This window comes from Streptomyces lydicus (assembly GCF_004125265.1).
Taxonomy (GTDB): domain Bacteria; phylum Actinomycetota; class Actinomycetes; order Streptomycetales; family Streptomycetaceae; genus Streptomyces; species Streptomyces lydicus_C.
This window is the reverse complement of the sequence record NZ_RDTE01000003.1, coordinates 917,384-930,054: the sequence shown is the minus strand read 5'-3', so window position 1 is coordinate 930,054 and position 12,671 is coordinate 917,384. Positions and strand designations below refer to the sequence as shown.

The 12,671-nt window shown below is 72.6% G+C and carries 12 protein-coding genes and 1 pseudogene; 7 read left to right on the top strand and 6 right to left on the bottom strand.

The window, feature by feature from the left end:
- Positions 1–141: 141 nt before the first annotated feature.
- Positions 142–1,329, bottom strand: coding sequence for an MFS transporter (locus D9V36_RS06860; protein ID WP_129292984.1), 1,188 nt, complete (start codon positions 1,327–1,329; stop codon positions 142–144).
- 166 nt (positions 1,330–1,495) lie between these two features.
- On the opposite strand from D9V36_RS06860, the gene D9V36_RS06855 reads away from it, so the two are divergent.
- From D9V36_RS06855 to D9V36_RS06825, 7 genes are all read left to right on the top strand, one after another.
- Positions 1,496–2,350 carry a helix-turn-helix transcriptional regulator gene (locus D9V36_RS06855; RefSeq protein WP_129292983.1) on the top strand — a complete coding sequence of 285 codons (855 nt, stop codon included), beginning with the start codon at positions 1,496–1,498 and terminating at the stop codon, positions 2,348–2,350.
- Positions 2,351–2,492: 142 nt separating this feature from the next.
- Positions 2,493–3,251 carry a class I SAM-dependent DNA methyltransferase gene (locus D9V36_RS06850; RefSeq protein WP_129292982.1) on the top strand — a complete coding sequence of 253 codons (759 nt, stop codon included), beginning with the start codon at positions 2,493–2,495 and terminating at the stop codon, positions 3,249–3,251.
- 330 nt (positions 3,252–3,581) lie between these two features.
- Positions 3,582–4,070 (top strand): helix-turn-helix domain-containing protein, encoded by a 489-nt coding sequence (locus tag D9V36_RS06845; RefSeq protein WP_129292981.1) that lies wholly within the window; start codon positions 3,582–3,584, stop codon positions 4,068–4,070.
- Between the two features lie 79 nt (positions 4,071–4,149).
- The gene (locus tag D9V36_RS06840) at positions 4,150–4,761 is read left to right on the top strand and encodes a hypothetical protein (RefSeq protein WP_241721275.1); all 612 of its coding nucleotides are present in this window, start codon (positions 4,150–4,152) and stop codon (positions 4,759–4,761) included.
- Entirely contained in the window at positions 4,754–5,974 is a 1,221-nt protein-coding gene (locus tag D9V36_RS06835) for an MAB_1171c family putative transporter (protein WP_129292979.1), read from the top strand. Before D9V36_RS06840 ends, D9V36_RS06835 begins: the two co-directional genes overlap by 8 nt.
- Positions 5,975–6,155: 181 nt before the next feature.
- The gene (locus D9V36_RS06830; RefSeq protein ID WP_129292978.1) at positions 6,156–7,391 is read left to right on the top strand and encodes a cytochrome P450 family protein; all 1,236 of its coding nucleotides are present in this window, start codon (positions 6,156–6,158) and stop codon (positions 7,389–7,391) included.
- Positions 7,392–7,600: 209 nt separating this feature from the next.
- Positions 7,601–8,770, top strand: coding sequence for a D-alanyl-D-alanine carboxypeptidase family protein (locus D9V36_RS06825; RefSeq protein WP_129292977.1), 1,170 nt, complete (start codon positions 7,601–7,603; stop codon positions 8,768–8,770).
- 147 nt (positions 8,771–8,917) lie between these two features.
- Here D9V36_RS06825 and D9V36_RS06820 read toward each other — a convergent pair.
- The 5 genes and pseudogenes from D9V36_RS06820 to D9V36_RS06800 form a co-directional block, all read right to left on the bottom strand.
- A pseudogene (locus D9V36_RS06820) lies at positions 8,918–9,454 on the bottom strand (DUF309 domain-containing protein); the annotation flags it as partial.
- 312 nt (positions 9,455–9,766) lie between these two features.
- A complete protein-coding gene (locus D9V36_RS06815; protein WP_129292976.1) occupies positions 9,767–10,099 on the bottom strand; it encodes a DUF427 domain-containing protein in 333 nt (110 codons plus the stop codon).
- A gap of 139 nt (positions 10,100–10,238) precedes the next feature.
- Entirely contained in the window at positions 10,239–10,721 is a 483-nt protein-coding gene (locus D9V36_RS06810) for a thioesterase family protein (RefSeq protein ID WP_129292975.1), read from the bottom strand.
- A complete protein-coding gene (locus D9V36_RS06805; protein WP_129292974.1) occupies positions 10,718–11,707 on the bottom strand; it encodes a 3-hydroxyacyl-CoA dehydrogenase NAD-binding domain-containing protein in 990 nt (329 codons plus the stop codon). The genes D9V36_RS06810 and D9V36_RS06805 overlap by 4 nt, the downstream gene beginning before the upstream one ends.
- A 75-nt stretch (positions 11,708–11,782) precedes the next feature.
- A complete protein-coding gene (locus D9V36_RS06800) occupies positions 11,783–12,670 on the bottom strand; it encodes a 3-keto-5-aminohexanoate cleavage protein (protein WP_129292973.1) in 888 nt (295 codons plus the stop codon).
- Position 12,671 lies beyond the last annotated feature (1 nt).

The following is a 12,671-nucleotide window of genomic DNA, read 5'->3' as shown; positions in this document are numbered from 1 at the left end:
GAGAGTGGAGCAGGGCTCTTGATCGTTTTCCGGGTTCCTTGCGGGTTCCTCACGGACTTCTCGCACCGGAAATGATCATGGTCGGCCGGACGTTCGCCCCGGTGTGCGTCCGGGGTGAACGTCCGGCGCGGCGCCGTCCGGTCACCGGTACCGACTGCGCCCCACCACCGCCGCGAGGGTCAGCGGAACCGTCAGCAGCAGGGCGATCAGGAAGAGCTGCCCATAGTCGTGGTTCGCCGCCGTGGTGGCCGTCAGGCTGCTGGCGAGGGCGCTGCCGCCGTAGAGACTGACCCCGAACATCGCCACGCCGGTGGCCCTGGCCGCCGGGGCGACGGCGATCGCCCACGACTGCAACGTGGTGTGCATGAACGACCAACTGCAGCCCAGCAGTAGTGCGGTGACCGCCAGTGCCGGGAGGGACCGGCTCGTCGCCGCGGCGGCGTAGGCCGCGGCCGCGGCGGCCCCGCCGGCCAGGATCAGCACTGCCGGGCTCCACCGCCCCACCAGTCTCTTGACCACCTGCGCGAAACCCATGGCCCCCGCGCCGTACAGCGCGGACACCGCCCCGGCCACGGCGGTCGGCACGCCCCTGGCCTCCAGCGCGGGCGCCAGATACGTCAAGAAGCCCAGCAGTACGGCCCCTTCGGCCAGGGCGAGCGCCATGACGAACCACATCCACCGCGAGCCCAGCACGATACGGAAGGGCGCCAGCAGGGATCCGGCCGGCTCCCGCTCGGGCTCGGCCAGGTGCCGCAGCGCCCGCGCGAGGCAGGCCGCGACCAGGCCCGGCAGCAGGAACACCGTGCGCCAGCCGGCGTAGTGCGCCAGCGCCCCGGCCACCACGGTGCCCAGCGCGGTCCCCAGGGAGAAGGCGGTCATCAGATCGCTGAGCGGGCGCTGGCGGACCTCGGCGGGCACCACGTCACCGACGTAGCTCAGCGAGGCCGGTACGCAGGCGGCGAAGCAGGCCCCGGCGAGGGCGCGGGCCACGATCAGGAACGTGAGGTCGGGGGCGAGGCCGGACAACAGGGAGGAGACGGTGCCCGCCGTCAGCGAGAGCCGCATCACCCGCACCCGGCCCAGACGGTCGCCGGCCAGCCCCCACACGGGCTGCATCAGGCCGTAGCACAGGAAGTAGACGCTGGCCGTGAGGACGGCCGTGGCCATGCCGGCTCCGAGCTGGGCGGCGATGAGCACCAGCATGGGCGTGATGCAGAAACGGTCGAAGTTGCTGACGAATCCGGCCGCACGCAGCAGCCAGAGTGAACGGGAGCACAAGGAAACGGAGTTGGCGGGTGGGGTGGCGGTGGTGGTGGGGACGGTGGTCACGGGAAGGCGGCTCCTTTCTGTTCTGGGCCCGGGTGGTACCGGGTCCCCTCAAGATCACCACCCGGGCCGTCCGGATGGTCGCCGTAAGCGGTTACGATCGCTCACACCCTTGCCGTGTGCCGCTGGGTGAACACCGCGGCCCGGCGGCGGGGGGAGGGGGGTGCTGATGGGCGGCGGGGTGGAGCGGCCGGCCGGTGAGGGCGGTACGGCGCAGGCCCTGCGCCGGGAGCTGGGCGCGTTCCTGCGCTCGCGCCGGGAACGGCTTTCCCCGGCGGAGCTGGGCCTGCCGGTGGCGCCGCGGCGCCGCACCCCGGGGCTGCGCCGAGGCGAGGTGGCCGACCTGGCCGGCATCAGCGGCTCCTGGTACGCGTGGCTGGAACAGGGGCGGGTGCGCACCTCCGAGCAGGTGCTGCGGTCGGTGGCGCGGGCCCTGCGGCTGGACGAGGCGGAGACCGCGCACGTCCTGTCGTTCACCGAGGACCCGGCACCGGCAGGGGAGCCGCCGGGCTGGGTCTCGCGCAACCTGTTGTCGCTGGTGGAGTCGGTCTCACCCAACCCGGCCGCGGTCATCGACCCGCACTGGGACCTGCTGGCCTGGAACGCCGGTTACGCGGCGCTGCTGACCGACCCCGCGCGGCTGCCGCCCAAGCGGCGCAACCTGCCGTGGCTGGTGTTCCGCTGGGCGCCCGCGCGTAGCCTGATCGTCAACTGGGAGATCGAGGCGCGCTACCTGCTGGGGCAGTTTCGCGCCAACGCGGCCCGCCACCCCGCCGACCGGCGGTACGCCGAGATCGTCGCCGAGATCACCCAGGACGCGGACGCGGCCCGCTGGTACGGGGAGCGGGAGACGGCGATCTACCGTCCCGCCGTGCGGCATTTCAGACATCCCACGGCGGGCGAACTACGCCTGCGTTACGTCAAGTTGGCAGCAGTCGACGAGCCCGGTCATCACCTGCTGTGCTACCTGCCCGATGACCGGGACGCCGAGGCGGCGGTGCGCAGGCTCACCGGGGGCGGGTGAGCGTTCAGTCGGGCCGGGCCGCGTGGTGCGGCGTCGGCGCGTGGTGGTGCTCGCCGCATGTGGCCTTCCTGTTCGCCATGATGACCGGAGCCGGCCCGCTGTCCCGGATCCGTCCCCCAAGCATTCAAGGAGCGTGAGTCAAGTGCCCACTCCTGAAGCGAAGTTCAACGGACTCGCCGACAATTACGACCGGGCCAGGCCCCGCTATCCGGCGGCACTGTTCGCGCACGCCGTCGGCCTGCTGCCGGACAGCGGCCCGCCGGTCGTGGTGGATGCCGGGGCCGGAACCGGGATCGCCCTGGAGGCGCTGTTTCCGTTACTGCCCAAGGGGTCCGCCGTGCACGCCGTGGACCTCTCCGAGGACATGGTCCGCGTCGGCAGGGAGAAGTTCCCGACGGTCCACTGGGTGGTGGGCACGGCCGAGGAGTACCTTGCCTCGCTCGACTCGGCCGGCCTGGTGGTCGCCGCCCAGGCCTACCAGTGGATGGACCGTCCGGCCTATGTGCGGGCCGCGGCGCACAGTCTGCGCGGCGGAGGCGTCTGCACGGTGGTCCAGAACAACCGCGACCACGAGGCCGGCGGCTTCGCCTCCGAGTACGAAGACCTGCTGGAGGAGTTCTCGCCGGGCTACCGTCGCGACTACCGCGCCATCGACGTGGCGGGGGAGCTGGGTGAGCGGTTCGCGCACGTGGAGCGACGCGAGGCCCGGTGGCGCCGGTCGCTGACGGTCGAGGAGTTCGTCACCATGAGCGCCTCCTCCACTCAGGCGCAGCGTGCCCTCGCCGCCGTCGGCCCGGAGTTCCTGAACCGCGTGCGCGAGCTCTGCGCGCGTCACGCGGACGGCGGACAGGTCGAAGTCCCCTATGTCAGCGAGGCGTTCTACGGAGTCGCCGCTACCTGACCGGGGTTCGCGTCCTGCTCGGCGCGACGCGGCTGCGGCGCTGCAGTCCTCGCCGGGAACGAGCAGGCGCTGTTCACGACGGCCGCCCTGCTCTCGGTGAGCGGGCCGGCGAGGCCGCCGGTGCCGAGGTGGGGCCCAGGGTGTCCGCGCGGCCCGGCTGCCCCCGGCCGGCGCCGAACCTCAAATCCAGCTCAACTCCTGGTTAAGCCGCAGCGGCCCCTACTGTCCGTAAGTGGACTGGTGCGCCGCGTACTCCCCGTGTCAGGATGTGAACGGCGGTGACGGTGCCTTAACTGTTCGTTGGGGCCGATCGATGGGGGGACGGTGGGCATGAGCGTGGGGGACGACGGCCGGTCCGACGAGGCGGGCAGCACGCTCGCGGAGCGGCTGAGCCATCTCTTCGCGAACATGCACCCGCCGGGGGCCCCGTATACCAACGCCTTTGTGGCCGAGGAGATCAGCGCCGGGGACGAGGAGTACGGCGGCGTCAAGGTCACCGAGCAGTATCTGTCGATGCTGCGCAACGGCCGGCGGACGAACCCGAGCCCGGAGCTGCTGCGCGCGCTGTCCAAGTTCTTTGCCGTACCGGTCGGTTATCTGCTGGGGGACCTCTCGCAGCCGCAGGCCGCGCGGGTGGAGGAAGAGGTCCGCTTCCTCGCCGCCATGCGGGACCAGCGGGTGCGCGCCATCGCACTGCGCTCCGTGGGGCTGCCGCCGGAGGTGCAGGACAGCCTGACGACGATCATCTCCCAGTTCCGGCAGCAGATGAACCTGCCGGCCGATCCGCCGGAGCAGGGCGGTGAACGGCACGGTGAGTGAGCCGACACGGACCGCTGAGCGCGGCCGGATTTTCGCTTCCTGGCAGCGGGCCGGAGACGAGGACGGGACGAGCATGCGAGTGGGGCAGATACGCAGGCGGTGCAAGCGGCTCATCAAAGAGCTGGCGCTGCCGGCCACGACCGATCTGCGTGGGATGTGCGACATCGTCGCCACGCGGGTGTCGCGGCCCGTCCATCTGGTGCCGATGAGCCTGGGCGGGGTGGTCTCGGGGATGACGGCCGTTACCGACGACGGCTACTGGGTCTTCTACGAGCTGAAGACCTCCCCCTGGCACCAGGCCCACATCGTGCTGCACGAACTGAGTCATCTGCTGCTGGGACACGGGCAGGACCCCGCGGTCACCGAGGACGCGCTGAAGCTGTGGACGCCCTCGGTCGATGTGGCCACCGCCATGCGGCGTATGGGGCTGACCATGGGCTTCGCGCGCCACCACGGCTATGACAACCTCGCCGAGCGGGAGACCGAAGTGCTCGGCACGCTGCTGATGGAGCGGGTCGCGCCGTCCGCGGGCGAGCGTGAACTGCCCCTGGAGGGGCAGGCGGCCGAGCTGGCGGCGGCGCTCGGGCCCGCGCTGCAGCACCTCAGGCGGCGGGAGGAGGGGCCGTCCGGCGGCGCGGGGCGCGACGGTGTCGGTGCGGGGGCGACGGGGGACGGGGGTCCACGTGTTTGATGTCATCTATCTGTCGTTCGGCGTGGCGGCGTGGGCGATCGTCGGGTACAAGTCCCGGGCCTGGTTCCGCGACCGCAGCAATGCCGACCTGGGGCTGGCCTGCCTGATGACCGGTGGTGTGGCCACGGTCTTCCTCTTCTCCGCGCCGAGCCTCTACCGCGCCTTCGACCGGCTGGCCGGCGTGGCCAACCTGGCCATGGTCTTCCTCTACTCCTCCGTCGTGGTGTTCGCCGCGGGCGCGCTGGTACTGATGCTGCGCTGGACGGCGGGCGAGGGCGCGGCCGCGCGGGCCCGTGCGCGGACCAGAGCGCGCGCCGCCGTCGGGGCCGTGGCCGCGCTGTGGGCGGTGGCGATCACCGGTTTCGCGGTCGGCAGGCCGGACGCCGTCGAGCACCCCCGCGACTTCAGCACCGCCTACACCGACTCGCCCGGCGTCATGCTCTTCCTGGTGCTGTATCTGGCCCTCTTCGGTATGAGCTCGGCGGCCCTGGGGACGCTGTGCCCGCGGCTCGCCGCCCGGCTCGGCACGACGTATCTGGCCCGCGGTCTGCGGTTGCTGGCCGCCGGCTGCTGGCTCGGCCTGGGCTACTGCGGCTGCAAGGTCATCGGCTTCGTCCTGTCCTGGACGGGCCACCCGGCGCTGTGGCTCTCCAACGGGGTGGCCCCGCTCAGCGCCTCGGTCGCGGCGCTCATGGTCCTCGCCGGATTCGCGCTGCCGGCGGCCGGCCCCCGGGTCGCCGCCTGGCGCCGGCTGCGCCGGCTCTCCCCGCTCTGGCGGACCGTCACCGCCCGCTCCCCGGAGGTCACGATGGAGGCCTCGGCGTGGGCCGCACGGTGGCCGTTCGCGGATCTGGAGTGGCGGGCCAACCGCCAGATGGCCGAGATCCGGGACGTACAGCGCGGCATCCGCCGCCATGTGGAGTCCGACGCCCTCGACATCGCCCGTGAACGCGCCCGCGCCGTCGCCCTGGACGACCGGCAGCTGGCGGCCGTCGCCGAGGCCGCCGCACTCCGCCGTGGTCTGGAGAACCGCGCGGTGGGCCATGTCCCCGTGCACGGGGCCGACAGCGTGGTGGTCTCCAGCGGTACGGAACCGGTCGAACTCACCGCGGAGTACGAGCACTTGGCGCTGGTCGCGGACGTCTACCACTCACCGCTGATCGAGACCGTGCTCACCGAGCTGCGGCAGCGGAGCGCACTGGCGCGTCGCTGAGGAAGCACCCACAGACGGGGTGGCCCGGCACGGGGGTCCGGGCCGCCCGAACCACCCAGGCGGCACCGGTCCGGCGGACCGGTGCCACTGCCTTCAGAACGCCTGTGGAAGAGGGGAGTTGGGAGGGCGGACGCGCGGCCTGCCCGAGGGGGCAGGGCGGTAAGGGCCTAAGGTCGGGATCATGCCGAACACCGCCGATACCGGACCCGACACCCCCATCGACGTGACGCCGCTCCTCGACGATCCGTACGCCACCTACGCCACGCTGCGCGAAGCCGGGCCGGTGCACCGGATCACCGGCCCCGACGGGACCCCCGCCTGGCTGGTGACCCGCTACGACGACGTCCGCCGCGGCCTCGCCGACCCCCGGCTCTCCCTGGACAAGCGCCATGCCGCGCCCGGCGGCTACCAAGGGTTCTCGCTCCCGCCCGCGCTGGACGCCAACCTGGGGAACATGGACCCGCCGGATCACACCCGGATCCGCCGCCTGGTGGCCAAGGCCTTCACCCCGCGCAGGATCGAGGCGCTGCGGGCGCCCGTACGGAAGACCGCCGGCGAACTGCTGGACGCGATGGCGGAGCGCGGCCGGGCGGATCTGCTCGCCGACTATGCGGGCCCGCTGCCGATCACCGTCATCTGCGATCTGCTCGGCATCCCGCACCGTGACCGCCGCGACTTCCTGGCCTGGTCGGACGCGCTCATCACGCCGGACCCCAGCCGTCCGGAGCTGATGAAGGAGGCGATCGGGGCGATGCAGGAGTTCTACACCGGCCTGATCGCGGCCAAGCGTGCGGAGCCGGGTGACGATCTGCTCTCGGACCTGATCGCGGTACGCGACGACCCGGCCGCCGGCGAGGCGGCGGACGAGGGGAGCGAGCGGCTCAGCGAGGACGAACTGACCTCGCTCGCCTTTATCATCCTCTTCGGCGGCTACGAGAACACCGTCCACCTCATCGGCAATGCCGTGCTCACCCTGCTCGACCACCCCGACCAGCTCCGCAGGCTGCGGCACAATCCGGCCGAACTGCCGACGGCCGTGGAGGAATTCCTCCGCTTCGACGGGCCCGGACCGCTGGCGCTCCGCCGCTTCCCCAAGGAGGACCTGGAGATCGGTGGCGTACGGATCGCGGCCGGGGAGAGCGTGTTGCTGTCGATAGCGTCCGCGAACCGCGACCCCGCGCGCTTTGCGGATCCGGACACTTTCGACCGCGGCCGGGACCTCTCGGGGCACCTCGCGCTGGGACACGGCATCCACTACTGCCTCGGCGCCCCGCTGGCCCGTATGGAGGCGGCCATCGCGCTGGAAGCGCTCCTCGACCGCTTCCCGGGGCTGCGTCTGGACGTCCCGCGTGGTGATTTGCGGCATCGTCGGTCCCTGCGGTCACGTGGCCTGATTTCGCTCCCCGTCGCCTTCTGAACGGCGAACGAACAAGTTTTTGAGGCATAACCGTTCGCTCATGAGGTAGAAAGGTTCCTGAGACCCGCCCGGTGTGCATCCCCCGTCGCACCGGGCGGGTCCTGCTTTGCAGCCGTTGCAGCTGCGACACGCCGGGTGTACGGCACGCCGCGTGGTCCGTCTGGCTCAACTGTGCTGCGGCCCGTGGCACCGCTTCCTAGCGTGACGGCATGGCAATTGACGCGCGTGTGTCCAAGAAGGCAGCGGCGATGACCCTGATCGCCACCGCCGCTGTGTCGCTCACGTCCATACCGGCCGCTGCGCACGACTCGACGTCCCGTCAGCCCGCCGCGGCCGCCGCCGGGGTGCAGGCCGTCGCCGCCCCCGGCACACCTAGGCTGCCCGGCGGTCTGTCCGCCCTGTCCTGGATGGTGGCCGACGCGGACACCGGCAATGTGCTGGCCGCGAAGAACCCCCACCGCAAGCTCCCCCCGGCCAGCACCCTCAAGACGCTGTTCGCCGTCACCGTCCTGCCGAAGTTCTCGGCCGGCGCCGTACGCCGGGTCAGCTCGGCGGACCTCGCGGGCATCGGGAGCGGCAGCAGTGTCGTCGGCGTCAAGGAGGGCCGCCGCTACACCGTCGCCGACCTGTGGCGCGGCGTCTTCCTGCGCTCCGGCAACGATGCGGTGCACGTGCTGGCCGCGATGAACGGCGGCTGGCGGACCACCGCCCAGGAGATGCAGGAGACCGCCGGCAAACTCGGAGCGCGCGACACCACCGTCAAGTCCCCGGACGGCTATGACGCGCCCGGCCAGGTGTCCTCGGCGTACGACCTGACCGTCTTCGCCCGCGCCGGACTCGTCAACGACGACTTCGCCCGCTACTGCGCCACCACCCGCGCCGCCTTCCCCGGCGCCGGCGGCACCACCATGATCGAGAACACCAACCGGATACTGGTGGGCTCGCACGGACTGTCCCGCTACCCCGGCATCATCGGCGTCAAGAACGGCTACACCAGCAAGGCCGGCAACACCCTGATCGCCGCCGCCCGGCGGAACGGCCGCACCCTGCTGGTCACCGTGCTGAACCCGCAGTCGAACGCGAACAACGCCGTCTACAAAGAGGCCGGTTCGCTGCTGGACTGGGGCTTCGACAGCGCCGGCACGGCTCAGCCGGTGGGCACCCTGCACGCCGTCCGCGCCCCTGACGAGGGTGGCGCGCCGCTCCGCCCGGTAGCCGCCGAGATCACCGGGGCCGAGGCGGGCGGCGGTCCGCCCAGGCGCTCCACCCTCGTCCTGGGCGCGGGCTCTGCCGGCGTCGCGGCCCTCGGGCTGGGCGCGCTGCTCGGCCGGTGGCGCCAGGGCCGCGGGCGCCGCAGGCGGGGAGGAGACGCGGCGTAGGCCCTTGGGCCGGTGGCCGGTGGCCGGTGGCCGGTGAGCGAGTGCCCTGACCGGTGGTCCCGGGGCCGGTGGCCGCTTGCCGTGTCCGGTGGGCTGTGAGCTACGACAGCGCGGCAGCGGCTCCGCTCGTCCCGGCGGAGCCCGGCGTCAGCCGGTTGGGCCCGGCCGGTCGCCGGTCCCGTTGCCGGTGGGGCGGTCCCCGGCGTCGTGCCCGGTGGCGCGCAGCCGGGGCGCGCTCTGCGCCGCCGGTACGGCGGCCCCGGTGCCGGTCAGACGTCCGGTCAGCTCCCCGGCCCACGACAGCAGTCCCGCGATATCGATCCCGTACGGGGCGGCGTCCGCATACGGCGCGATGGCTGCCGTACCCCGGTCGAGCAGCGTCGCGCCACCCACGGCATTGCCCCGCGCCGCATGGGTGAGGCCCACCGCGAGCTGGGCGAGCCCCCGCCACAGCTCCCGCTCCGCCCCCGGAGCCGCCTTCCAGGCGTCCTCCAGTACCTCATGGGCGTGGAACGGCATCCCGTCGTCGAGCAGCAGCTGTGCCTCGGCCAGCGACTGCGCGGGCGTACGGGACACTCCCTCCGGCTGGCGTGCCACGCCCGGGGAGCCGTACGGCAGCGGCCGGCCGAGGCCGTCGCGCGGGCGGGCGTTGCGGGCCCGGCCCTCCTCGTCGCGATCCCGCCGGGGGGCCCGGCGGCCGGTGGCGGACGAGCCCGTCCCGCTCGGCGCCGCCCCCGCCGCCCCCGCCGTCGTCCCGTCCGGCCCGGCCCCGCAGTGCTCGCAGACCGCGCTGCGGGGCCGTTCGCGGATCCGGCCGCAGGCGTCGCACACCTGATCCAGCCAGCAGGCCGGGTCGCCGCCCTCGTGCGGTGGAGGCGGGCCGGGCTCGCCGGGGGTGCCGGGCTCGTCGTGGGGTCGCTCCGCGTCGTTCACCCTTCGATTGTGCGCCGTGCGGGGGCCCCACGGCGCGGGAGGGGGCCCGTTCCCGCACCCGGCTCAGTCCGCATCGACCTCGTAGAAGCAGAAGTGATCTTTGATCTCCGCCACCGCGGTACGCGGCTGCGGGTAGGCCCATGCGATGTCCTCGGGACCGTCGGGAAGCGACCAGTAGGAGGCGGTGCCCTTGAAGGGACAGAAGGTGTGCGTCTCGGACGGGGTCAGCAGATCGGTGCGGACGTCCTCGGGCGGGAGGTAGTAGCGCACGGGGTAGCCGGTCTCCTGGAGGAGGAGCGGGTGGCGGCTGTCGGCCAGCAGCCGGCCGCCGACCGTGACGCGGACGTGCTCGGTGCCCTGCCTGACCTCGATGTGATGGCCCTTGGTGTCGGTCATGGTGCCTTCCCCTCGGTGAGTGGTGAAGATCCTCGCTCCTTCCAGGATGGCACCGGAGCGATGCGGTGGGCCGGTCGGCGGAGGGACGTGGCACGGGCACGGCCGGGGCCGCGGCGGCGCCCCGGCCGTGCCTGTGGTCCTACCGGCGCGGCCGCACCGCGCGGATCCCGTTGCCGGCCCACGGGGGCGCCGGAGCCAGGAGCCCCGCGAAGTACTCCCGGCTCACGTCGGGCAGGGGTGCCGCGCCCCCGGCGGCCTGGTCGACGTGCAGGGCGAAGAGCTCCTCGGTGGCCACCGCGGAGCCGGACGGCGCACCGGCGAACATCTCGTGGAGGAGGTGCAGTTTCCGGTCGTCCACGCCCAATACGGTGGTGCGGACGGTGAGTTCGCTGCCGCGGGCGACCTCGTGGAGATAGCGGACGTGGGCCTCGACCGTGTACAGGGAGCAGCCGGTGCGGCCGCGGTAGGCCGCGTCGAGGCCCGCCGCGTCCATCAGGGCGTCGGTGGCGAAGCCGAAGACCAGGACGTAGTAGGCCTCGCTGAGGTGGCCGTTGTAGTCGATCCAGTCGTCCCGGACGGTCTGCTGGAAGAGCGGGAGGCCACCCGCCGTGGTGCCGGTCATCGGCGGGTGCTCCCCAGCCGGCCCGTGGCGCGCAGGACGTCGATGACGCCCTGGTCGCGCTCGGCGACCAGGTCCGCGTACGTACGGCCGCCCGCCGCCTCCGCGCACCCGTCGACCATGGCGTCGCGCAGCTCGCGGTCCAGCTCGGGAGCCGCCAGCCGGGTCCACGGCGACTTCAGGGACGGGCCGAAGTGGTCGAGCATATGGGCCATCCCGCCCTCGCCGCCGGCCAGCGCGAAGGTCAGGCACGGGCCCATGAACGCCCAGCGCAGCCCAGGGCCCTCGGTGATCGAGGCATCGATGTCCTCGACCGAGGCCTCGCCGTTCGCGACCATGTGCAGCGCCTCGCGCCAGAGGGCTTCCTGGAGGCGGTTGGCGATGAAGCCGGGCAGCTCGCGGTCCATGGTGATCACGGACTTGCCCGCCAGGTCGTAGAAGCGCGAGGCCCAGGCGACGGCCTCGCGGTCGGTCCGCTCGCCGCCGACGACCTCGACCAGCGGGATGAGGTACGGCGGGTTGAAGGGGTGGCCGACGACCAGGCGGCCGGCGTCCTCGGCCGCCGTCTGCATCTCGGTCATCGGGTAGCCGGAGGTGGAGGAGGCGATGACCACGCCCGGGCGGGTCGCGGCGGCGAGCTCGGCGAGCAGGGAGCGTTTCAACTCCAGGTTCTCGGGGGCGCTCTCCTGGACGAAGTCGGCGTCGGCGACCGCCTCGGCGAGAGTGGGGGCGAGCGTCAGCCGGTCCGGCGAGGCGCCGTCGGCCAGGCCTATCTGGTCCAGCGCGGGCCAGGCTGCGGCAACCAGACGGCGGAGCTTTTCCCCGGCGTCGTCGGCCGGGTCCCAGGCGGTGACGTCGTAGCCACGGGCGAGGAAGTGGGCGACCCAGCCGCCGCCGATCACTCCGGCGCCGATACAGGCGATACGGCGTACGTCCTCGGGGGCACAGGGGGCGCAGGGAACACAGGGTGCGGGGGTGGTTTCGGGCATGGGGAAGCTACTCCTGGTGGAGAGGAGGGGACGGAGGGCGAGGAGAGAGGGGAGGCGAAACGAGGGTGAGGTGGCTCAACCGCGCGGCTTCAGACCCAGGAGGGCACGTGCCCGGTCGGGGCCGGCGACCGTGGCCCCCAGCAACTCCGTGATCTGGACGGCGCGTTCGACGAGATGGCCGTTGGTGGCCTTGATGCCCTTGCTGAGGTAGAGGTTGTCCTCCAGGCCGACCCGCACATGGCCGCCGAGGAGGATCGACTGGGCGACCCACGGCATCTGCATACGGCCCAGCGCGAAACTCGCCCAGCGAGCGCCCTCGGGCAGCAGGTTCACCATCGACTGCAGGACGCCCGGGTCGGCCGGCGCGCCCCACGGGATGCCCATGCACAGCTGGAAGACCGTCGGATCGTCCAGCAGCCCCTCGGCCAGCAGCTGCTTGGCGAACCACAGCTGACCGGTGTCGAAGATCTCCAACTCGGGCCGTACCCCGAGCTCCTGGATGCGCCGGGCGCCCGTCCGCAGCATGTCGGGGGTGGAGACATAGAGGTTGGATCCGTCGCCGAAGTTGAGGGAGCCGCAGTCCAGGGTGCAGATGTCGGGCAGCAGTTCCTCGACGTGCGGCAGCCGCTCCAGGCCGCTCACCAGGTCCGTACCGGGCAGCTGCCGCAGCGGCCGCTCTGGGTCGATCACCAGGTCGCCGCCCATGCCGGCGGTGAGGTTGATGACGACATCGGTGCCGGACTCCTTGATCCGCTCGACCACCTCGGCGTACAGCCGCGGGTCGCGCGACGGGGCGCCGGACTCGGGGTCGCGTACGTGGATGTGCACCACAGCGGCGCCCGCGGAGGCCGCCTCGACGGCCGACGCGGCGATCTGCTCGGGCGTCACGGGGACGTGCGGGGAGCGGTGGACGGTGTCGCCGGCGCCGGTGAGCGCGCAGGTGATGATGACCTCGTGGTTCACG